Origin of the sequence: Litorivivens lipolytica (genome assembly GCF_014191715.1) — a bacterium.
GTDB classification, from domain to species: Bacteria; Pseudomonadota; Gammaproteobacteria; order Pseudomonadales; family Spongiibacteraceae; genus Litorivivens; species Litorivivens lipolytica.
The window spans coordinates 530,423-553,004 of record NZ_JACHWY010000001.1; the positions used below are offsets into that span (position 1 = coordinate 530,423).

Here is a 22,582-nt window from a genome sequence, read left to right on the forward strand (position 1 = left end):
TAGATGGCAGAATCCAGATGGCGCGAGTTCGCGTAAAAATCTGTGGAATAACGCGAGTCGATGACGCTATCGCCGCCGAACGTGCGGGTGCCGATGCCATCGGTCTGGTGTTCTATCCGCCCAGTTCACGCAATGTCGTCCCGGAGCCCGCTGCAGAAATTGCGGCCGTACTGGGTGCGTTTACCACCACGGTGGGATTGTTCGTGAACCCGGAGCCCGCTGAGGTTGAGCGTGTGCTCGCCAGTGTCCGGCTGGATCGTCTGCAGTTTCATGGTGACGAGTCGGAAGACTTCTGCCGGCAATTTGGGATTCCATACCTTAAAGCCTTGCGCACGCGTCCCGGGGCTGACTTGGCGGCGCTGGCCGCGGACTACTCCTCGGCCTGTGGCATCTTGCTGGACAGCTACAAACCGGGTGTAGCCGGGGGCACAGGGGAGACCTTTGACTGGTCGCTGATTCCGGAGTCTCTGCGCAGCAGTATTATCCTGGCGGGCGGATTAAACCCAGACAACGTGGCGGCGGCGATCCAGCAGGTTCGACCGGCGGCAGTGGATGTCAGCGGCGGGGTGGAATCCGCGCCGGGCATCAAGTCAGAAGACAGAATTCGAGCTTTTATAGAGGCAGTAAATCGTGAGTAAAGCGGTAGATTACGCAAGCTTTCCGGACAAGCGCGGCCACTTTGGCCCTTATGGTGGACGGTTTGTTTCCGAGACGTTGATGTGCGCTCTGGACGAACTGGAAGCCGCCTACGAACGCCTGAAAAATGACAAGGATTTTCAGGCCGAATTTGATCAGGATCTGGCCCAATACGTGGGCAGGCCCTCGCCACTGTATTTTGCCGAGCGCTGGACCCGTGAAACCGGCGGCGCCGATATTTACCTCAAGCGTGAAGACCTGAATCACACTGGTGCTCACAAGGTAAACAACACCATCGGTCAGGCGCTATTGGCTAAGTACATGGGCAAAAAGCGGATCATTGCCGAAACAGGAGCCGGCCAGCATGGTGTTGCTTCAGCGACGGTTGCTGCGCGCCTGGGCATGAGCTGCCATGTATTTATGGGCGAGGAAGATGTACACCGTCAGGCGCTGAATGTGTATCGCATGAAGTTGCTCGGCGCTGAGGTGATTCCGGTGAAATCCGGATCACGGACTTTGAAAGATGCAATGAACGAAGCCATGCGCGATTGGGTTACCAACGTAGATGATACCTTCTACATTATCGGTACCGTGGCCGGGCCACATCCTTATCCGCAGCTGGTTCGCGATTTTCAGTCCATTATCGGCCGGGAAGCGCGTGCCCAGTGTCTGGATCAGACCGGTCGCCTGCCGGACGCTCTCGTTGCCTGTGTGGGTGGCGGCTCAAATGCTATCGGCTTGTTTCATCCCTTCCTGAATGATGAATCCGTAGAAATGTACGGTGTTGAAGCCGGTGGACATGGCGTTGAAACCGGCCAGCATGCGGCGCCACTGAGTGCTGGTACACCGGGCGTACTGCACGGCAACCGTACCTATCTCATGCAGGATGATAACGGCCAGATTATTCACACGCACTCTGTTTCGGCGGGGCTGGATTATCCGGGCGTCGGCCCTGAGCATTCCTGGCTAAAAGATATTGGTCGCGCCAAGTATGTGAGCGTGAATGATGATGAAGCGCTGGATGCCTTCCGTGAGCTGACACTGGTAGAGGGCATTATGCCTGCGCTGGAGTCCAGTCACGCCTTGGCCTATGCGAAGAAGCTCGCTGTGGAGCTGGGTAAAGGCAAGTCAATCATCATCAATCTGTCGGGTCGCGGTGACAAAGATATTCACACCGTCGCCCAGATCGATGGCATCCAGTTAACCTGACGTCCAAAACGTTAAGCCGAATAGTTAAGGAAATACCCTTGAGTCGTTTAACCGCAAAGTTTGATGCCCTGCGCGCCGACAGCCGCAAGGCTTTGGTTCCCTATATCGTCGCAGGTGATCCGGATGTGGCGAGCACGCTGCCGCTGATGCACAAGTTGGTGGAGCAGGGCGCTGATATTCTTGAAATTGGCGTACCTTTCTCTGACCCGATGGCGGAAGGGCCGGTCATTCAGCTGGCTCACGAGCGGGCTTTGGTCCATGCGGTCAGCTTGAACGGTATTCTTGAGTTGGTGGCTGAATTCCGCACTAAAGATCAGGATACGCCCGTGGTGTTGATGGGCTATGCCAACCCGGTCGAGCGCATGGGCTACGATCAGTTTGCCGAACGCGCAGGCAAGGCGGGCATTGATGGTGTCTTGATTGTCGATATGCCGCCGGAAGAAGCTGAACCGCTGAATGAGTCTCTGGCTAAGCACCAGCTCGATAATATTTTCCTGCTGGCACCGACGACTACCGATGAGCGCATTGCCAAGGTGGCGGGCCTTGCGGGTGGTTATCTCTACTGCGTGTCGCTGAAAGGCGTTACCGGTGCGGGCAATATCGACGTGGATCAGGTGCAGACCTTGATGAACCGAATCAAGGCGCACACTGACTTACCTGTGACGGTGGGTTTCGGGATTAAAAATGCTGAAACGGCTACTCGTGTGGCCATTTGCTGTGACGGTGTTGTAGTGGGCAGCGCACTGGTTGAATCGGTCGCAAATGCCCATAAAAACGGGGCTGACGTGTTGGAGGCGACAACATTAATTCGCGATATCCGTCATGCACTTGATGCCATAAGTGGTTAGAATACCTAGCGATTTGAGTTTGCTTATTCAGGACAAAAACAGGAAACGTCATGAGCTGGGTCGATAAAATTGTTCCGTCTATTGTGCGGCGGGAAAATCCGGTAGACCGTCGCGATGAAAACGGTCGCGGCAGTGCCATACCGGAAGGTCTTTGGAAGAAATGCGTCAAGTGCGACGCGGTTCTGTACCGCCCCGAGCTGGAATCCAATCTGGATGTCTGTCCCAAGTGTGATCACCACCATCGCATCGGTGCGCGTCGTCGACTGGATATTTTTCTGGACGAGGAAGGTCGCGATGAGATCCTTGCCAATATCGAGCCGATTGATCGCCTCAAGTTTAAAGACAAGCGCAAGTACAAGGATCGCCTGACGGCAGCCCAGAAATCTACGGGTGAAAAAGATGCACTGGTAGCCTACAAGGGTACCTTGAAACAATTACCTTTGGTCGCTGTTGCATTCGAATTTAACTTCCACGGCGGCTCTATGGGTTACGCGGTGGGTGAGAAATTCACTCAGGCCGCTAACGTTGCCCTGGAAGAGCGCGTACCGCTGGTGTGCTTTTCCGCTTCCGGTGGTGCTCGCATGCAAGAGGCCCTGATTTCGTTGATGCAGATGGCCAAGACCAGCGCCGTGCTGGAACGCATGAAGCAGGAAGGCATCCCCTATATTTCCTTTATGACTGACCCGATTTACGGGGGCGTTTCTGCCTCGTTGGCGCTGCTGGGCGATATCAATATTGCCGAGCCGGGTGCCCGTGCCGGTTTTGCAGGCCCGAATATCATCGAGCAGACTATTCGTCAGAAATTGCCACCGGGCTTTCAGCGCAGCGAATTTCTGCTGGAGCACGGGGCGATCGATATGATCGTTCACCGCAAGGATGTTCGCGATACCCTGAGCCGCCTGCTGGGCAATATGACTTTCTATCAGGAATGACCGCACTCTCTGACTGGCTGCAACGGCTGGAAACCCTACACCCGGCGCCTATGGCGCTGGGTCTGGATCGAATCTCTCCCGTCTTTCAAAAACTCAATCCCGACTTTTCAAAAACCACTGTGGTGACTGTTGCCGGTACCAATGGCAAGGGTTCAGTCGTCGAGTTGCTCCAGAATCTGTTATTGAGCGCCGGCCACCGGGTAGGGCTTTATACCTCGCCTCATCTGATTCGCTATAACGAGCGCGTGCGTATCAACGGCGTGGAGCTGGATGACGATACGCTGGTGGCCGGGCTTGAGGCGGTTGAAGCCTGTCGTGATGGTATTTCACTGACCTATTTCGAGTTCTCCACGCTTGCGGCGCTGCATAACTTCGCTCAGGCCGACCTGGATTATCTGGTTCTGGAAGTTGGCTTGGGCGGGCGGCTTGATGCGGTCAATATTGTTGATCCGGATCTGTGCGTACTGACCTCGGTCGCGCTGGATCACGAAGCCTGGTTGGGCAGTGATCGGGAAAAGATCGGTGCTGAAAAAGCCGGTATTTTCCGACCCAGTGTTCCAGTGGTTTGTGGCGATGTGGATCCACCTTCCAGTGTTATCGAGCAGGCGCAAAACCTGCAAAGCCCCTGGTACGGTATCGGCAAAGAGTTTGAATTGAAGTCTGATGCAGAAAACGGCGCGGTCTGGAGCGGTGTCTCTCGGGGCGGTTCCCGGCGTGAGGTTCACTACCGCGGTGCGCTTAAGCTGCTTCCTGTGAATATCGCGACAGCGCTTCAGGCTTACTGGCTGCTAAAAGATGACGCACCGCCAGACTGGTCGGCCTTGAGCTCGACGGTGCCGGGGCGACAAGAGCATTTGGTTTATGGCGGTGTGGAGATCATTCTCGACGTTTCTCATAATCCGGCTGCCTGTGAAGCGCTGGCTCAGCATTTGCAGCAGCAGGCGCCGGTTGATCGTTGCTGTGCGCTGTTTGCTGTAATGGCTGATAAGGAAATCGACAGCATGGTCAGTGCGCTGAAGGACTCTTTTGATGCCTGGTTTCTCGGTGACCTCACCGGTAATGAGCGCGCCAAGCCCGCCCGTGACCTTGCGCCGTTGCTACATGCGCAGGGGATCACTATGATCAGTGTCAGTAAAAATATGCGGCAGACCTTTGCCCGAGCCATGTCTCTGCTGGAGCCCGGTCACCGACTGGTCGTGTTTGGCTCGGTGTTTACCGTTGCCGCCATTAAAACGATTCTGGCCCAGAAACTGTCGCGCCAGGAGTTGGAAGGGGAGATCTGAATGAAGCAGCGACTGGTCGGAGCGCTAGTGCTGGTCAGCGGTGGGGTTGTGTTGTGGTCGATTCTCTTTACCGGGCCCGCGGCTTATAAGGTAGATCGCAACACGCAGATTCCACCGGCACCGGAAATGGAAGAACCTGCCCCGGTTGCGCCACAGCGACCATCGCATATTGCGGAGGTTGAGCCCGAGAAACCTTTGCCGGAACCTCCAGTCCCCGATATTGCAGCAGCTTCGGTGGGTGAGCCTGAAGAACCGGCACCGGAGCCCGAACCGAAGGCTGAAGAGCCACCTCAGCCTGCTGCCAAGGCCCCGATTGTAAACGACAGCACCGGCGTAGCTAATGCCTGGATTGTTCAGGTCGCCAGCTTTAGCAATGAAAGCAATGCTAAAAAGCTCAAAGAACGCTTGCAGGCAAAAGGCTATAAGGCTTACGTCAAGGCCGCACCCACCAAGAGCGGCAAGGTGCTGCAGCGGGTATTCGTCGGGCCCGAGCTAAAAAAAGCGGTTGCCGAGCGCCAAAAAAAGGAAATCGAGGAGGCCTTCAAGCTCAAAGCTTTGTTGCATGAGTTTGAACCCTGACTGGGCGCGCAGCCGATACCTTGGTAGAATTCCCGCTTCTCGACGGGGCGGGACTTTGTAGTGCTATCTGACTTTCTATGGGTGGACTGGGCAATATTAGGCATATTGTCAGTTTCAGCCATCATCAGCCTGATTCGCGGTTTTGTAAAAGAGGCTCTTTCCCTGGCCTTTTGGGCTGTCGCCTTCGTTGTATCCATGACTTTTCATTCGCAGATGATGCAGCTGTTGGAAAACGCAATTGAACGCGTTTATCTGCGCGAGCTGGTCGCCTATGTCAGCCTCTTTGCCGGCACCTTGCTGGTGGGCGCGATGACGACTTATCTACTCAGTGAGTTTGTCAAAAAGACCGGTCTCGGCGGAACTGACCGTCTGCTCGGTATGATTTTCGGCGCCGCCCGCGGCGTCATTGTGGTGGTGGCTCTGCTAGTCATCGCCCCTAAACTGCTGACCGATATCGATCAGGACAGCTGGTGGCGGGAGTCGCAACTGATTCCTCATTTCATGCTGCTGAAAGACTGGTCAGAGCAAAGTTTCAATGATGTAAGCGCCTGGATTTCCAGCCTTGTGGCTGAGCACCGGGCATAAGTGAGGTATAGCCATGTGTGGCATAGTGGGCATTGTTTCCAAGTCTCCCGTCAATCAGGATATCTATGATGCCCTGACCGTTCTGCAACACCGGGGGCAGGATGCAGCCGGCATCGTGACTTGCCATAAGGGCAAGCTAAATCAGCGCAAGGCCAATGGTCTGGTGCGCGACGTCTTCCGCGCCAGCCATATGGCTCAGCTGCAGGGAAGTATTGGTATTGGCCACGTTCGCTACCCTACAGCCGGTAGCTCCAGCCCCGCACTGGCTCAGCCCTTCTATGTGAACTCTCCCTACGGGATTTCGCTGGCTCATAACGGCAACCTGACCAATTCCGACCTTCTGTCGATGGAGCTGTATCAGTCTGATCTGCGCCACCTGAATACCGAATCCGATTCAGAAGTCTTGCTGAACATTTTTGCTCACGAGTTGCAAAAGCTCGGTAAGCTGGTGCCTACCGCCGAGGATATTTTTCAGGCCGTGAGTGGCGTGCACGAGCGCTGCAAGGGTGGTTATGCCGCCGTTGCCATGCTGGCCGGCTACGGCATCATCGGTTTCCGTGACCCGAACGGTATTCGCCCTATTGTTTACGGTCGCCGCGAAACTGAAAAGGGCGCCGAATATATGATTGCCTCCGAGAGTGTTGCACTCGACGCGCTTGGGTTTAAGGTGGTTCGCGATCTGGCGCCGGGTGAAGCCGTTTTTATCGATGTAGACGGCAATATCGAGTTGCGTCAGTGCGCTACGGAAACTCACCTCAAGCCCTGCATTTTCGAGCACGTTTACTTTGCACGTCCGGATTCCATTATGGATGGCGTGTCGGTGTACAAGGCGCGCCTGCGTCAGGGTGAACGTCTGGCGGACAAGATTCTGCGCGAGCGCCCGGATCATGACATTGATGTGGTTATACCGATTCCGGATTCCAGTCGTATTGCCGGTCAGTCACTGGCGGCCAAGTTGGGTGTGAAATTCCGCGAAGGTCTGGTGAAGAACCGCTACATCGGCCGCACCTTTATCATGCCGGGCCAAAGCGTTCGCAAGAAATCGGTAAAACAGAAACTGAATGCCATCGGTCTGGAATTCAAAGGTAAAAACGTGATGCTGGTGGATGATTCCATCGTGCGCGGCACTACCTGTGAGCAGATCATCGAAATGGCCCGCGACGCGGGCGCGGCGAAGGTCTACTTCGCCTCGGCTGCGCCGCCGGTACGTTACCCGAACGTTTATGGGATCGATATGCCTTCGGCCAATGAGCTGATCGCCCACGGTCGCACTGAACAGGAAGTGGCCGAGTTGATCGGCGCCGATTGGCTGGTCTATCAGGATCTCGAGGATCTGGTGGCAAGCTCTGCAGAAGGCAACAAAGCGATCAAGGGTTTTGACTGTTCAGTGTTCACCGGCGAATACGCTACCATGGACGTGGATCAGGCCTATCTGGATCGCCTTGCGCAAGAACGCAGTGATGCGGTCAAACAGAAGCGTGACAAAATGCTGACAAGCGAGGGCGCGCTGATCGGTCTGCACAACGATATGTCTTGAAGACGGGGCTGTAATTGACTGACATCGATCAAGAACGGCGGGCTATTCTCGCCGAAGCTGAGCTGGATACCCGCGCTGTGCGCGCCGGTCAGGTGCGTACGCACGAAGGTGAACATGCGGAGCCGATTTTCGCGACCTCCAGTTATGTGTTTGCGAATGCTTCAGAGGCGGCGGCGCGATTTTCCGGTGACCAGCCCGGCAACGTTTACTCGCGCTATACCAATCCCACGGTGCGCACCTTCGAAGAGCGTATTGCCGCCCTGGAAGGGGCAGAGCAGGGCGTTGCGACTTCGTCCGGAATGGCGGCAATTCTGACCACCTGTATGGCATTGCTGAAGGCCGGTGATCACTTGATTTGTTCCCGTTCCGTCTTCGGTACCACCACCGTGATGCTAACCAAGTATCTCGGCAAATTTGGCGTTGAAACGACCTTTGTTTCGCCGACGCGTATCGAAGAATGGAAGGCGGCGGTAAAACCCAATACACGCATGCTGTTTCTGGAAACACCGTCCAACCCGCTGGCAGAAATCGCCGATATCGGCGCCATCGCCGACGTAGCACGTAGCTACAATAGTTACCTCGTGGTCGACAATTGCTTCTGTACGCCGGCCCTGCAACAACCGCTGGCGCTGGGTGCGGATATCGTTATTCATTCGGCCACCAAATATCTGGATGGACAGGGCCGATGTGTCGGTGGCGCGGTAGTTGGGCGCAAGGAAGAAATGGCTGAGGTGCTGGGTTTCGTGCGCTCGGCAGGGCCGACCATGAGCGCCTTCAACGCCTGGGTTTTTCTGAAAGGTCTGGAAACGTTGCGTTTGCGTATGGAAGCTCACTCGGCGAGCGCACTCACGTTAGCGACTTGGCTCCAGCAGCAAACCGGCATCGACAAGGTTTTTTATTCCGGCCTGCCAGAGCATCCCGGCCATGAACTTGCCGCCAAACAGCAGCGGGCTTTTGGTGGTGTGCTGTCGTTTCGGGTCAGCGGTGACCGGGAAGCCGCGTGGCGATTTATCGATGCGACGCGCTTGATGTCGATTACCGCCAATCTCGGTGATGCCAAGACCACGATCGTTCACCCGGCCACGACGACGCATGGCCGGCTGAGTCAGGAGGAGCGGGACGCTGCCGGCATTACCGACAACCTGATTCGGATCGCCGTCGGTCTGGAAGACGTTAATGACCTCAAGGCTGATCTGAGCCGCGGGCTGGCTGCACTGTAAGCGCGGGCAGCCTGTAAAAATACGCCACATAAAAGCGATCAACAATAAGATGACAATCGACGCCTTGATTCAGCAGGTAGGCCATATTCTGCTGGGCAAAGAACAACAAATTCGCCTCGCCATTTGCTGTCTGTTAGCGCGGGGCCACCTTTTGATAGAAGATCTCCCCGGTGTGGGTAAAACCACGCTGGCACAAGCGCTGATGCGGGTGACCGGGCTGGACTATCAGCGCATTCAGTTCACCAGCGATCTTCTACCTGCAGATGTGTTGGGCGTATCGATCTTTGATCGCAAAGAGGGTGGTTTTCAGTTTCACGAGGGGCCGATTTTTACCCAGCTTTTATTGGTCGACGAGATCAACCGCGCCAGCCCGAAAACGCAAAGTGCGTTGCTGGAAGCGATGGCGGAATATCAGGTAACGGTAGAGGGTAAAACGCGCCCGCTGCCCAATCCGTTTTTTGTTATCGCAACCCAGAACCCCTTATTCCAGTCGGGCACCTTTCCGCTGCCTGAGTCCCAACTCGACCGCTTCCTGATGAGGATCTCTCTGGGCTATCCCGACCCTCAGTCCGAGCGTCAGTTGCTGACCGGAACCGATCCCCGTCAGTTGCTGCAGTCACTGAAAGCCGTTGTTACCCCACAGGGACTGGCCGAGCTGCAAACCCAAGTTGATGCCGTGGTTGCACGCGATAGTGTGCTGGACTATCTGCAGCGTTTGATTGCCTTTACCCGCACGGATTCCCATTTCGCCTATGGTTTGTCTACCCGGGGCGCGCTGGCGCTGCTGCACTGCGCCAAAGCCTGGGCATTGATTCACAATCGCGATTACGTCGTGCCGGAAGATGTGCAGGCAGTATTGGAGCCTGTTGCCGGGCATCGATTGCGTGAGTCCCAAAGTGGGGGCGATGCCCGCTCGCTCATCGATCACCTGCTGGAAGACGTACCGGTAGTGGTGTGATGATCCAGCGACTGCGTGAACGCTGGGAGCGCTGGCTGACACTGCGGATCAAGCCGGTCAATCAGCTTACCCTGCAGCAGAACCGCATTTTTATTTTTCTGTCTCGCACGGGGCTGGGCTTCCTGCTCTTGCTGCTGTTGTTGCTGGTTATGGCCATCAACTACCAGAACAACCTTATCTTCGGTATTACTTTCTGGCTGTTCAGCCTGCTGTTGGTGGTGATTTTTCATACCTACGCTAACTTTGCCGGCCTCGAACTGCAGGCCGGCAGTACACAGGCGGTTTTTGCCGGAGACATAACTGAATGTTCGCTTTTTCTGCGTGCCCACCAGCGTGAACGTGTCGCTATTCAGATAGGTTGGCCTGCGACAGGGCTTCAAACAGTATGGCTGGAACAGGGCGAAGAAAAGAGTCTGATCCTTCGGCATGTGGCCGAGCAGCGGGGCTACTATCGGCCGCCGAGGCTGCGATTGGAATCGCATTATCCGCTGGCGCTGCTGCGGACCTGGAGCTGGGTGCAACTGGATTGGCGGGTACTGGTTTATCCGAAACCGGTATGGCCCGGCGAGATTCCAAAGACCAGCGGCGAGCATGAGGGGGCGGCGGTTTCTGCAGAACCCTGGGGTGACGACTTTGCCGGATTTCATCCCTATCAGCCCGGTGATTCTCTGCGCCGCGCCTACTGGCGGGCCTATGCCAAGGGCTTGCCGTTGCTGATTATGGAGCACGCCCAATCTGTCGAAAGCGATATCTGGCTGGATTGGGATTCCCTGTCTCATCTAGGGCCGGAGGCGCGGCTCAGTGGCCTCTGTGCCTGGGTATTACACTGCGAAGAACAGGCTTTGCCCTACGGTTTGAGGCTGCCCGGCGCAGAGTTTCCGCCGTCGCGCGGTGATCGGCACCGCGCCGCGTGTTTGAAAGCGCTGGCTCTGTGTGATACCGGGGCTTCAGAGCGGGGGCGGGTGTATGGCTGAGGTCAGGATTACCCGCCATGCGCTGCTTTGGCTGTTTGCCGCGCAACTTGCCGTGATTGCCCCGCATTTGCCCATACTGCCTTTCTGGACGGCGTTGGTCTGGGGGCTGGTAGCCCTGTGGTATTGGAAAATCTATCGCGGTGACTGGCACTTTCCGGGCCGGGCCATGACCTGGGGCCTGTCGCTGATCGCAGTGGTTGGCGTGGCGGTGGAATACCGCACGGCGCTGGAACTTGAGCCGCAGGTGGCTCTGCTGGTGACCGCCTTTATTCTTAAATTGCTGGAACTGAAAACCCTGCGCGATCACTGGCTGCTGTTGATGCTTGCCTATTTTCTGGTGGCTTGCAGTTTTATCTTCAGCACATCGATCGGCGCGGTTGTTATTGCGCTGGGCCAGCTGATTATTCTGCTTCTCGCCCAGCAATCTCTGTTCCGACCGCAATTGGCTGTGCGGCCAATGATGCGCCAGACCTTAAGGGTCTTTGCTCAGTCGATTCCACTGATGCTGGTGCTGTTTGTGGTGTTCCCGCGCTTTGGACCGCTCTGGTCTGTGCCCTTGCCGGGAGAGTCCGCTAAAACCGGTATGAGCGATTCGATGGCGCCGGGGGATGTATCCCGATTGAGCCGGTCTTCAGAATTGGCGTTTCGCGCAAGTTTTGACGGCCCAATACCCGCTCAGCCGGATCTTTACTGGCGCGGTCTGGTGCTGGAACACTTTGACGGTCGTAGCTGGGGCCGAGACCGGATTTTTATTCGGCCGCCACTTAATGCTGGAATAGAGCGAGGCGGTGCGGATCCAGTGCGCTACGAGGTGATTCTGGAGCATGGAGTCCACGATTGGTTGCTGGCGATTGCCCCGGCGGAGATCGAACGGCGCGGAGCCTATCAGGACACCAACTACCAATGGCTCACGCGTTCGGCCTTATCCGGGCGGGTGCGTTATGAGGTGGTGTCCTACCCCGGTGCGCCGCTGACGCAAGCTAACCCTTATAACTTGGCCAAGAATCGTAAGTTACCGCAGGGCTATAACCCGCGAATGCGCGCGCTGGCTGCTGACTGGGAAAAGCTTGAAGAGCCTGCTGCCCGGGTGGCTGCCGCAGAGCGTTATTTCCGCAGTCAGCCCTTTGTGTATACGCTTGAGCCGCCCAAGCTTGGCACGCACAGCATGGATGATTTTCTGTTCGGCAGTCGTCGTGGCTTTTGCGAACACTATGCGTCCAGTTTCGTCGGTCTGATGCGCGCAGCCGGCGTACCGGCCCGGGTAGTCGTCGGTTATCAGGGGGGCGAGCGCAATGAAGCCGGCAATTATCTTTTGGTCCATCAGTCTGACGCCCACGCGTGGAGTGAGGTCTGGTTGGAGGGGCAGGGCTGGGTGCGGGTAGATCCGACGGCCTGGGTAGCGCCCGACCGGATTGAGCTGGGCGCGGATGTCGCCTTGGCCGGCGAGGCAAACTTTCTCGCCGACAATCTGGTGTCCCTGCGCAGATTCAGCGGCTTTACCGCGATTGCACAACTGCGTTTGTTAATGGATCGGGTGGAGTATCAGTGGGTTCGCTGGATCGTCAATTTCGACAGCGAGCGCCAATGGGATATTCTCACACGGCTATTTGATAATCCGGATAACCGGAAGCTGGCCTTGTTGTTGCTGATCGCGCTGGCCTTCCCTTTATTGCTATCGGCGCTGCTAACCATTTCATGGCGGCGCGGGCACAGGCAAGCACCCGAGGTCAGACTCTATGAGCGCTGCTGCGCGCGTTTGGAGCGATGCGGTATCGTTCGAAGCAGGGGTGAGGCGCCCGGTGATTTTGCGTGTCGCGTGGAACGTGAGATGCCGGAATGGGCAGACTGGTTCCATGGCGTGACGGCAGTGTTTAGTCGCGCCAGCTACCAGCCCATCGGTTCAGAGGCTTTCAGTCAGTCATTGTCCGAATTAAAACGTTTGGAGAGGGAAGGGCCCACGCGACGCTGGAGTCTCAAGCATCTTGGCCGTAGGCGCGCATAAATACCTCAAGGCAGCTCTCAAGATACTCCGTTAATGTCGCTCTTTCGTCCTCGCTTGGCAGGCCGAGTACGCCGCGCATATGGACGCTGGATTTGGTCATTTGCAGGAGCTGGTCTGCGGCAAAATCCGGGTTATCAATTTTCAGGGTGCCGCGGGCGGTTTGCGCGTTCAGATAATCCACCAGACGCAGGTGAATCGGGACGGGGCCCGCTTCCCAGAACAGGCTGGCGGCCTTGCTGTCGGCAATGCACAGGCGGTGCATGCCGGTGCCTGCGTCGGAGATGACCAGTGCGTTGAAGTGGAAAATGAACTCCCGCAGAAATTCGCGCACGGAGCGATCGTAATCTTCTGGGCGAATACTGACTTCGTAGTCCGCACACTTTTTCTCAATCGCAGCCGATAGCAGCGTCTCCTTGCTGCCGTAATGACTGTACACCGTCTGCTTTGATACGCCCGCTTCACGGGCAATCTGCGCCATGCTTACTGCGCTGAATCCTTCTGATAAAAAGAGTGAACCAGCAGCTTCAAGTATTTGATTTCCTTTATCTTCATCTTTACGGCTTGCGCTTTTTCGCTCAACCGCTGTATCGGTAAATGCCATGCAGAAGCCTTGTGCGTAGATTGTTCGTCAATTAACTCTAATGTAACTAGACTAGACCGTCCAGTCTAGGTTAAATACACACTTGAATATTGATCAGATCAGGGGATGTATCGTGTTGAAAGCGGCCATGGTGGCACTAGTGGTGAGCGCGGGGCTATCGTGCACTCAGGTAATGGCAAATGCTGAATCAGCACCCGCCCACCGTCACCCGGTCAATGTGGCCGAGATCGCCTATCAGGACAGCTATATCGCCAAGCGCCGCTTTTCTGGCCGCGCCGTGGCGGCTCAGCGTTCGGCGTTGGCTTTTGAATTGCCGGGCACTGTCGAGGCGGTTGAGGTTGAAAGTGGTCAGCAAGTCGCTGCCGGTGATGTGCTGGTCAGTCTCGATAGCCGTCTGCTACAGGCCCAGGCCGCCGAGGTCGATGCGGCTCTGGTGGAAAACCGCGCCAGCCTGAACAAGAACATCCGTGATCTGGAACGACAACGCAGCCTGAAAACCAAGGGCTACTCCGCGCAACAGGCGATTGATGACCTGACCGCTCAGGGAAAGGTTTTACGTGCCCAGCGAGAACGTCTCGAAGCTCAGCGCCGTGCAGTAGAATTGAGGCTGGAGAAATCCGTCCTCAAAGCGCCCTTTAGTGGTGAAGTTGTCGCCAAATCAGTCGATGTCGGCGTGACGGTCAAGGAGGGGCAGCCCGCCCTTGAAATAGTTGAAATCGGTGACACCGAAGCAGTTATAGGTATTCCGGAAGTCTTGTACAGCGCGGTAAGCAATGTAGACGAAGTGACTGTCCGCGGCTTTTTCGGTGAGACCCAGGCGACGGTGGTGTCCGTGTCGCAAACCGTGAACCCCAATACCCTGACGCATTCCGTTCGTATCCGCTTTCCCGCCGACGTTGCGATTGCTGACGGCAGCATTGTGTACATGCTGGTCGATCAGACGATCAATCAGCGTGGTTTTTGGTTGCCGCTGTCTTCGCTGCTGGAAGGCTATCGAGGCACCTGGTCGGTATTTGCACTTAACCAGGACAACACCCTCGAGAAGCGCAGCGTCAGCCCCTTGTATCAGGAGGGCGGCCGGGTGTTTGTCGAGGGCGAACTGGATGACGGCAGTCAGGTTGTGATCAACGGGGTACACCGTTACGCCGCAGGCCAGATAGTGCAGGTTGCTGAACAATGAGTACGCGACTGGAAAAAATACTGGGCAATCCGCGCATCGTCTGTCTGGCGATTGCGCTGGTATTGGTGGCCGGACTCGGTGCGCTGCAGAATCTGCCGCGAATTGAAGACCCCTTTATGACCAACCGCCACGCAACCGTGCTGGTGCAGTTTCCCGGTGCGAGCGCCGAACGGGTAGAGGCCTTGGTGATTGAGCCTCTGGAAAAGGCATTGCGGGAAATTCCGGAGATCGAGCATTTGACCGCCACCGCCCGCGCAGGGGTGGCTTCACTGGTGATTGAACTTCAGGACGCAGTCAGCAGTGACGAGTCTGACGCGTTGTGGTCTGAAGCCCGGGACAAGATCCGTCAGGCCCGCAGCCAGCTGCCGGACGGGGTTTCCGACCCCGTTCTCGATAATGACCGGTCCTATCCTTTTACCTGGATTGCGGCCCTTCAGTGGGAAGGCGATGAGATTGATATCGATCAGCTCAATCGTCATGCCAGTGAGCTGGCCTCCCGCATGGTAAACACCCACGGCACTGCGCAGGTCAAGATCTTCGGCCAGCCGCAGGAGGAAGTGCGGGTCGATATTGATCCGGTGAAAATCGCGTCACTGGGGCTGGATGCCAATGCGGTCAGTCGCCGTATTGCCGAAGTGGATGCCAAGGTCGCTTCCGGCGAACTGCACAACGAATCCCACCGGATGTCGCTGGAAGTCACGGGCGCATTTACTCGCATCGACGATATTAGGCGTCTGCCGCTGGTGACGGAAGACACCGGTATTTCCCTGCAGCTGGGCGATGTGGCCAAGGTCTATCGGCACGAAGTTGATCCGGCGCGAAGCTATGCGTTTGTAGATGGCGAGCGTGCGGTGGTTGTTGCCGTGCGGATGCTGTTTGATGTGCGCGGTGACTATTGGACCGAAGAAATTCGCGAACTGGCCGACAACTTTCGAGCCGGACTTCCGAAAGAGGTGTCGCTCAACGAGCTGTTTGTTCAGGAACGTTACAATGAAATGCGCCTGGGCGACCTTATGGAAAGCATCACGATCGGCTTTCTGCTGATTTTGGGCGTGCTGTGGATCACTCTGGGCTGGCGCTCGGCCATTATTGTCGCCGCCGCCTTGCCTCTCACGACCTTGTTCTCTCTGGCTTGCATGCGTTTGATTGACCTGCCGATTCACCAAATGTCGGTGACAGGTTTGATCGTTGCGCTTGGGATAATGGTCGATAATGCCATTGTAGTGACCGATACGGTGATGCGTTATCGCCGGGAAGGTTACAGCGTTGTTCAGGCTGCCGGCCGTACCTTTCGCCATCTGTGGGTGCCGCTTCTGGGGTCGACGCTGACCACAGTATTGGCCTTTATGCCCATGGTGTTGATGCCCGGGCCGGCGGGTGAATTTATCGGCGGTATTTCACTGGCGGTGATCGGCTCGCTTATCGGCTCGTGGCTGATATCCCTGTTTATTATCGCGCCTTTGGCGGGGCGTTGGTTGTCGCCGAAACAGAGTCATGGTCTGGAGTCGCCGAAACTCGGGCAGTGGTTTAATCGAACGCTTGGCTATGCGCTGCGCAGGCCACGGCTGACCATGGTGCTGATTTTCTTGCTGCCATTGTTCGGTTTTATTCAGGCGGGCAAATTGCCCGAGCAGTTCTTTCCCGTGTCTGACCGCGACATGTTGAATATGGAGCTGTTTCTGCCTGCTTCTGCCGGTATTGAATCGACACTGGAGGCGACCAGACGGCTCTCAGAGTTGATGGGGTCGCACGAGGATATTATTGGGCTGAATTGGTTTGTCGGCAGTAGTGCACCGTCGTTCTATTACAACCTGAAGCAGGGCAAGGACGGCGCACAGCACTACGCCCAGGCCATGATTACGACAACTGACTATCGCGCAGCGAATCGTCTGGTAAAAATCCTGCAGCGCGATATTGATCGCCGTTTCCCAGAGTATCAGGTATTGGTTCGCCGGCTCGAACAGGGCCCGCCGGCGGATGCGCCGGTTGAGCTGCGGCTGATGGGTTCACGTATAGAACAGCTCAAGGATGTGGCCGAGGAAGTTCGGCGCATTGCCCTTGGCACCGAGGACGTTATCCATGTTCGCGATTCCTTGGGAGAGGTTGTACCCAAGGTCTGGTTGGAGGTTGACCCGGTTAAAACGCGGGTGGGTGGTTCGGCTCCTACCGATCTTTCCGCAAAACTTCAGGCCGACTTGAACGGTATTCAGCGGGGTTCTCTGCTAGAGGCGACCGAGCAGTTGCCGGTACGCGTCAGGGTTGCTGGCATTTCTACTGTGGCCGTTGATGAGTTGGATCTGTTGCCGATCAATCTGGCGAAGGGACCGCGCCCGCTAATGGCCATTGCCGATAGTGAATTGAGGCCAGCTCAGGCCCAGATAACACGGCGCGATGGTCAGCGCGTCAATAAAGTGGAGATCTATATCCGCGATGGCGTATTGCCCTCGGTGGTTCTTGGGCGCGTTCGCGCGGCGCTGGACCGCGAAGGCTTTGAGTTGCCTGCCGGTGTGCAAATGCAGATCGGGGGTGAAAGCGAAAACCGTGACAAGGCGCTGTCCAAGCTGCTTTCCAGTGTCAGTCTGATTGTGGTGCTGATGGTGGTTGCAGTGCTGATGGCCTTCAATTCACTGCGCTTTACGCTGGTCATCTTTATTGTGGCGGGCCAGGCGGCAGGGCTGGGTATGCTGAGCCTGTCTTTCAGTGGCTTCCCCTTTGGTTTTACATCCATTGTTGGCTTAATGGGCCTGATCGGTCTGGCCGTGAACGCGGCGATTATTATTCTGACGGAGTTGAAGGCCAACCCACGTGCCATGGCCGCAGACCGCGAAGCGATTATTGCTTCGGTGGGTGAGTGTACCCGCCATATCACCTCGACCACGATCACGACTGTTGCCGGTTTGTTACCGCTGATTCTCGGGGGCGGGGGCTTCTGGCCACCCTTTGCGATCGTGCTGGCGGGTGGCACGGTTCTGGCGACGATTCTGTCGCTCTATTTTGTGCCGGCTGCTTTTCTGGTGCTTCGTAAACCCTTCCTGTTGACCCTGCTAAAGCGGGATCAGCGCTTTGAAAAAGTTTCGGTAGACGACGATAGCCAGAAAAAGCTGGTGGTTAATCAGTAGCGGAGGATTCGCTGCTTGAGGATTCTGATTGCTGGCGCAGAAAAGCCCGATATTTATCGAGATCAGTGCGTACCATGCTCCAGCACAAAGCCAGAATACTGGCATCGTCGATAAAACCGAAGATCGGCAACAGGTCTGGAATCATATCCAGTGGGTTCAGTACGTAGAGCAGGGCGGCGACGATGGCCGCTATGCTGGCCCAGGGGATTTCCCGGTAGCGGCGGGTGGAGTAATCGCGCAACAGCGAGTAGGCCGTGTCCATGTCATCCAGAAAGGGCCGCAGCCTGTCGCTGGACTTAATCCTTTCCTGAAGTGCTGGCCAACGTGACAGAAGGCGGGTGACGTCTGCTTTTTCAACCTTGGCGGCATCCTGTTCCAGTCGTTTTTTAGACATACGCTGACGTCTCCCCTGTTTACAACTCGACGGTAATGGCCTCGATAACTGCAGCGGCCTTTTCGCGGGCAGTATCCGTGGTTTCAGCGCGGGCCAGTGCCACACCCATGCGTCGTTTGCCTTTGACTTCCGGCTTGCCAAACAAACGCAGATCCGTATCCGGGGCCTGCAGGGCGTGATTCAGGTTACCAAAACGTGTGCGCTGTGAATCGCCCTCGACCAACAGCACAGCAGATGCAGACGCACCACGCTGGCGTATGACGGGAATCGGCAGGCCGAGAATGGCGCGGGCGTGCAGCGCAAACTCGGATAAATCCTGAGAAATCAGCGTGACCATTCCGGTGTCGTGGGGGCGCGGTGAAACTTCGCTAAAGAAGACATCGTCACCTTTGATAAAGAGTTCAACCCCAAAGATGCCCCAGCCGCCAAGCGCTTCGGTCACCTTGGCCGCCATCTCCTGACTTTTTTCCAGCGCCGTCGCCGACATGGCCTGCGGTTGCCAGGATTCCTGATAGTCTCCATCTTCCTGCCGGTGGCCAATGGGCTCACAGAAACTGACGCCGCCACTATGACGCACGGTGAGTAACGTGATTTCATAATCAAAATCGACAAAGCCTTCCACGATCACACGGCCGGCACCGGCGCGTCCGCCTTCCTGGGCGTATTTCCAAGCGTGATCAATATCCTCGGCCTTTCGCACCAGTGATTGCCCTTTGCCCGAGGAACTCATGATGGGTTTTACCACGCAGGGCAATCCGACAGCTTCAATCGCAGCCTTATAGTCACTTTCATTATCAGCAAAGCGGAACGGCGAGGTCGCCAGGCCGAGCTCTTCAGCTGCAAGACGGCGAATGCCTTCGCGGTTCATGGTCAATTGGGCAGCGCGGGCAGAAGGGATGACGGTAAAACCTTCCTCTTCCAACTTCACCAGTCGATCGGTGGCGATGGCTTCAATTTCGGGCACGATCAGGTGGGGGGATTCCTTGCGCACGACGGCTTCCAGTGCATCCCCGTCCAGCATGGAGAGGGTGTAGGAGCGGTCGGCTACCTGCATGGCGGGTGCATTGTCGTAGCGATCGGCGGCGATAACCTCGCAGCCCAGGCGTTGCAGTTCAAGTACCACTTCCTTGCCCAACTCACCGGAGCCAAGCATCAGTACCCGTGTGGCCGTGTCCGAGAAGGGCGTGCCGATCATTGTCATGAGCAATCCTTATGAATGAAATCAGAGCTGCGGTTTTCTGGCGCTATTCAAGCCTGTTAACAGGGCATTGCGCAAGTCTCGCGGGTCGATGATTTCATCAAAGGCCATATTGTCGGCGACACTCCATGAGGCATTGGCTTCCAACGCCTGCATTTTGCGGGCAGTCTCTTCGTCCATACGCGCTGCCTGATCGCCGCCTCGCGTGGGCATACCGCCCAGCATCACGCCGGGCAGGCCAATACTGAGTGTCTGGCCATCGAAGGGATTCATGGCCATCAGCGAGCTGCCAAAACCAAACGCCTTGCGCAGGGTCACGTGCAGTTTGGGATGGCGGAAGCGGGTCTGGGCCCGAAACATGGCGGCAGCGCTGCGTAGCGTGCCGGCGCGCTCTGCCTGGGTGCCGGACATAACTCCGGGGTTGTCCGCCAGAAACAGGGCGGGCAGATTGAAGCGATCGGCCATATCAATTAAATGCGCGGCTTTATTGGCACCCTCGGCGGTAATGGTTCCCGCCAGTACATTGGGTTGATTGGCGACGACCAGTAGAGGCTTGCCGCCGAGGCGGGCCAGCCCGGTCACCATGGAGCGACCATAGTTCGGCTGAATTTCGAAGAAGGAGTCATGGTCGCAGACCGCGTGGATGACCTTGCGCACGTCATAGGGTGTTTGGGTATTGCGTGGAATGACGCGGAGAATGTCGTCAAGGCGGCGCGGTCCGAGGTCGTCATTTTCATCTGACGCTGAGATCGGTGCCGCTTCACCGCTATTGGCTGGCAGGTAAGACAAAATGCGCCGTATCTGAGCGCACAGATCCTGATCGTTTTCGACGAGATTATGGGCGTTGCCACTGACGGAGGTGTGCATCTCAGCGGGGCCGAGCTCTTCCTTGGTGACCTTCTCGCCGGTCGCGGCGGCAACCAGCGGTGGCCCGGCCGCAAACAAGGTTGATTGGCGGGTCATCAACACAAAGTCCATCAGCAGGCCGCTAATAGCACCGTGCCCGGCACTGGAGCCGATTACACCGGCAATGGTGGGCGCGATGGCATTGAGCCGGGCGATTTCAATCATGTCATTGGGAGCGTAGGGATGGCGCTCCAAGGCATTGGTCGCCCGAGCGCCGGCGCCGTCCAACAGCAGGATATAGGGAATCTTTTCCTGCGCGGCGAGGCGAGCATAGCGTACTCGCCTGGCATTGCCGCTGTGACCGATAGACCCGCCTTTGATGGTGAAATCCTCGCAGGCCACCACCACCGGACGACCGTCTATTCGGCCTAATCCGCCGACGATGCCATCGCTGGGCAAGGGCGTTTCACCGTGATAGCTAACGCCGCCGACCAGCGTGCCCAGTTCGAAGAAGCTGTCTTGATCAAGCAGTTCATCGATGATTTCGCGAACGTTTAAACGGCCGGACTCTTTGCGGGCAGCGAGTTTTTCCGGGCTGCCCATGGCGCGACCGGCTGTCTGCCGACGGTGAAAATCCGCCAGCAGTTCAGCCCAGTCTGCGGGGATTTGCTTATCAGCCATGCTGTTTCAGATAGTCAGCTTGCAACTGTTTTTTCAGAATCTTGCCGGTGGCATTGCGCGGCAGTTCTTCTTCACGCACCCACACATAGGTGGGTACTTTGAAGCCGGCCAGCTTGGATTTCACATAAGCTTGAACGGCCTGTTCGCTCACGGTCGCACCGGGTTGCGGTGTAATGGCTACTGCCAGTTCTTCTCCGAGCTTTTCGTGGGGTACACCAAAGGCTGCGACTTCATGGACTTCGGCCATTTCCAACAGGCAGGCTTCGATTTCTCCTGCAGCGATATTTTCGCCACCGCGAATAATCATGTCTTTGGCGCGATCGACGATAAAGACAAAATTTTCGTCGTCGATGTAACCGATGTCTCCAGTAGCAATCCAGCCTTGGTGGAAAGTCTCGGCAGTAGCTTCGGGCTTCTCCCAGTATTCGCTGACATTGGTGGGCGATTTCAGCCAGATTTCACCTTTTTCTCCTCGGGGCAGATCCTTGCCGTTTTCGTCGACGGTCTTGAGCTCAACTATGGGCGAAATTGTGCCGGAGCTGCGAGGTTTGTAGAGAAAGGCTTCGCCCGTGCAGTTGGAGCAGGTGGCGTTGGATTCGGTCATGCCGTAACCGGCACCAGCGTAGAAATTGGTGACTTTTTCTTCCAGCAGCCGGTTCAGTTTAGGCGGGGAAGCCGCGCCACCGCCACTGAGTGTATAGAGGCTGGAGGTGTCGGTTTTATCAAAGTCCGGATGCTCCAATAGATCCATCACCATGGACGGTGCGCCACTGAATATGGTGATTTTTTCTTTCTCAATCAGTCTCAGTGCTTCGCCTGGATCCCACTTGTACATCATGACAATGCAGCGCCCGCCGCGCAGCGTCAGCAGAAATTGGGCGTGGCAGCCGGAGACGTGGAAGAGGGGGACCGCGAGCAGCGATTTCGGTGCGTGGCCGCAGGTCATCATATGCTCGATGGCTTTGGGATTGGCCATGGCGGAGCAGGCCGCGTGAAATTCAAAGTTGGTTAGAGCCTGCACAATATTGCGATGGTTGCTGAGGACACCTTTGGGTTTTCCGGTGGTCCCGGAGGTATACATGATCATGACCGGGTCTTCGGCTTCACAGGAGAAGACCGGGCAGGGCTTGCCCAGGCCGCCTGCGATAAAATCCGCATAATGCACTGCATTGCTGCCAAGGTCGCCCGTGGCTCGGGCAACCACCGCTTGCACGTTCATGGTTGGCAGCAGATCGTCAATAAAGCGATAGCGCTGTTCGTCGCAGACCACTACCCGGGCGCCGGAATCGCTCAGTCCGTATTCCAGTTCAGCTCGCTGACCCCACGAGTTCAAGGGAACCACGATCGCGCCCAGCGATACCACGGCGGTAAAGGCGATCATCCACTCCGGGTAGTTGCGCATGGCAATCGCGACGCGGTCACCTTTTTCAATCCCGTGGCGGTCTACCAGCTGGTGAGCGAGGGCGTCGGCCTGACGGAAAAACTCGTTGAAACTAAGCTGCTCACCTTCGTAAACGATAAAAACAGCGTCGCCGTGAGCACGGCCGGCGTCGAGCATGTCCTTGACTGTTGTTGGCGCGTTTTTGTAGACCGTAAATTCGGTGCCGTTGATCGTCTGCTGGCCGATTTCAAAGGGAGAGCCGGGCTGCATCAGTTGGCTGGCGCATTCGTTAAGGCGGGCAACAATATCCGTCATTGCGAGGTGTCCTGAGGCTGAAAATTGATTTAAAACAGGCAATTTACCGATGGTATCGGGATTGCCTGCCTCGGGTCTAGGGTGGAAGGGGGTGGCTCATTCGA

The 22,582-nt window shown here is 56.6% G+C and carries 19 protein-coding genes; 14 read left to right on the forward strand and 5 right to left on the reverse strand.

Translation table 11 applies throughout. From position 1 onward, the window contains the following. Positions 1 to 17 precede the first annotated feature (17 nt). The 12 genes from FHR99_RS02425 to FHR99_RS02480 all read left to right on the forward strand — a co-directional run bounded on the left by FHR99_RS02425 (position 18) and on the right by FHR99_RS02480 (position 12,763). Complete coding sequence (locus FHR99_RS02425; protein ID WP_183408946.1) at positions 18 to 638, forward strand: phosphoribosylanthranilate isomerase; 621 nt, start codon at positions 18 to 20, stop codon at positions 636 to 638. Next, positions 631 to 1,845, forward strand: a complete 1,215-nt coding sequence (gene trpB / locus FHR99_RS02430; protein ID WP_425488592.1) for a tryptophan synthase subunit beta — start codon at positions 631 to 633, stop codon at positions 1,843 to 1,845. Before FHR99_RS02425 ends, trpB begins: the two co-directional genes overlap by 8 nt. 38 nt (positions 1,846 to 1,883) lie before the next feature. Continuing rightward, a complete protein-coding gene (gene trpA / locus FHR99_RS02435) occupies positions 1,884 to 2,693 on the forward strand; it encodes a tryptophan synthase subunit alpha (protein WP_183408947.1) in 810 nt (269 codons plus the stop codon). 50 nt (positions 2,694 to 2,743) lie between these two features. Further along, positions 2,744 to 3,625 (forward strand): acetyl-CoA carboxylase, carboxyltransferase subunit beta, encoded by an 882-nt coding sequence (accD, locus tag FHR99_RS02440; RefSeq protein ID WP_183408948.1) that lies wholly within the window; start codon positions 2,744 to 2,746, stop codon positions 3,623 to 3,625. Then, positions 3,622 to 4,908 (forward strand): bifunctional folylpolyglutamate synthase/dihydrofolate synthase, encoded by a 1,287-nt coding sequence (locus tag FHR99_RS02445; protein WP_183408949.1) that lies wholly within the window; start codon positions 3,622 to 3,624, stop codon positions 4,906 to 4,908. Before accD ends, FHR99_RS02445 begins: the two co-directional genes overlap by 4 nt. Further along, positions 4,909 to 5,487, forward strand: coding sequence for an SPOR domain-containing protein (locus tag FHR99_RS02450; protein ID WP_183408950.1), 579 nt, complete (start codon positions 4,909 to 4,911; stop codon positions 5,485 to 5,487). A gap of 81 nt (positions 5,488 to 5,568) precedes the next feature. Next, the gene (locus FHR99_RS02455; protein ID WP_343067471.1) at positions 5,569 to 6,072 is read left to right on the forward strand and encodes a CvpA family protein; all 504 of its coding nucleotides are present in this window, start codon (positions 5,569 to 5,571) and stop codon (positions 6,070 to 6,072) included. Between the two features lie 13 nt (positions 6,073 to 6,085). Next, positions 6,086 to 7,609: an amidophosphoribosyltransferase gene (gene purF, locus FHR99_RS02460; RefSeq protein ID WP_183408953.1), complete on the forward strand. Its 1,524-nt coding sequence runs from the start codon at positions 6,086 to 6,088 to the stop codon at positions 7,607 to 7,609. A 14-nt stretch (positions 7,610 to 7,623) separates the two neighbouring features. Continuing rightward, positions 7,624 to 8,829 carry an O-succinylhomoserine sulfhydrylase gene (locus tag FHR99_RS02465; protein WP_183408955.1) on the forward strand — a complete coding sequence of 402 codons (1,206 nt, stop codon included), beginning with the start codon at positions 7,624 to 7,626 and terminating at the stop codon, positions 8,827 to 8,829. A 49-nt stretch (positions 8,830 to 8,878) separates the two neighbouring features. Further along, positions 8,879 to 9,787, forward strand: a complete 909-nt coding sequence (locus FHR99_RS02470) for an AAA family ATPase (protein WP_183408957.1) — start codon at positions 8,879 to 8,881, stop codon at positions 9,785 to 9,787. Further along, positions 9,787 to 10,761: a DUF58 domain-containing protein gene (locus FHR99_RS02475; RefSeq protein ID WP_183408959.1), complete on the forward strand. Its 975-nt coding sequence runs from the start codon at positions 9,787 to 9,789 to the stop codon at positions 10,759 to 10,761. Before FHR99_RS02470 ends, FHR99_RS02475 begins: the two co-directional genes overlap by 1 nt. Then, entirely contained in the window at positions 10,754 to 12,763 is a 2,010-nt protein-coding gene (locus FHR99_RS02480; RefSeq protein WP_183408961.1) for a transglutaminase TgpA family protein, read from the forward strand. The genes FHR99_RS02475 and FHR99_RS02480 overlap by 8 nt, the downstream gene beginning before the upstream one ends. Here FHR99_RS02480 and FHR99_RS02485 read toward each other — a convergent pair. Then, positions 12,735 to 13,364 carry a TetR/AcrR family transcriptional regulator gene (locus FHR99_RS02485; RefSeq protein WP_183408963.1) on the reverse strand — a complete coding sequence of 210 codons (630 nt, stop codon included), beginning with the start codon at positions 13,362 to 13,364 and terminating at the stop codon, positions 12,735 to 12,737. The genes FHR99_RS02480 and FHR99_RS02485 overlap by 29 nt on opposite strands. A 112-nt stretch (positions 13,365 to 13,476) precedes the next feature. On the opposite strand from FHR99_RS02485, the gene FHR99_RS02490 reads away from it, so the two are divergent. Beyond that, positions 13,477 to 14,544, forward strand: coding sequence for an efflux RND transporter periplasmic adaptor subunit (locus FHR99_RS02490; protein WP_183408965.1), 1,068 nt, complete (start codon positions 13,477 to 13,479; stop codon positions 14,542 to 14,544). Beyond that, on the forward strand, positions 14,541 to 17,663 hold the full coding sequence (locus tag FHR99_RS02495) for an efflux RND transporter permease subunit (RefSeq protein ID WP_183408966.1): 3,123 nt from the start codon (positions 14,541 to 14,543) through the stop codon (positions 17,661 to 17,663). The genes FHR99_RS02490 and FHR99_RS02495 overlap by 4 nt, the downstream gene beginning before the upstream one ends. Here FHR99_RS02495 and FHR99_RS02500 read toward each other — a convergent pair. Genes FHR99_RS02500 through FHR99_RS02515 form a run of 4 tightly spaced genes read right to left on the reverse strand, consistent with a single transcriptional unit; the run spans position 17,653 to position 22,478 of the window. Beyond that, the gene (locus FHR99_RS02500) at positions 17,653 to 18,057 is read right to left on the reverse strand and encodes a YkvA family protein (protein ID WP_183408968.1); all 405 of its coding nucleotides are present in this window, start codon (positions 18,055 to 18,057) and stop codon (positions 17,653 to 17,655) included. The genes FHR99_RS02495 and FHR99_RS02500 overlap by 11 nt on opposite strands. Before the next feature lie 19 nt (positions 18,058 to 18,076). Next, positions 18,077 to 19,258, reverse strand: a complete 1,182-nt coding sequence (gene purT / locus FHR99_RS02505; RefSeq protein ID WP_183408970.1) for a formate-dependent phosphoribosylglycinamide formyltransferase — start codon at positions 19,256 to 19,258, stop codon at positions 18,077 to 18,079. Between the two features lie 21 nt (positions 19,259 to 19,279). Continuing rightward, positions 19,280 to 20,782, reverse strand: a complete 1,503-nt coding sequence (locus FHR99_RS02510; protein ID WP_246386443.1) for an acyl-CoA carboxylase subunit beta — start codon at positions 20,780 to 20,782, stop codon at positions 19,280 to 19,282. Next, positions 20,775 to 22,478: a class I adenylate-forming enzyme family protein gene (locus FHR99_RS02515; RefSeq protein ID WP_183408972.1), complete on the reverse strand. Its 1,704-nt coding sequence runs from the start codon at positions 22,476 to 22,478 to the stop codon at positions 20,775 to 20,777. The genes FHR99_RS02510 and FHR99_RS02515 overlap by 8 nt, the downstream gene beginning before the upstream one ends. Positions 22,479 to 22,582: the final 104 nt, after the last annotated feature.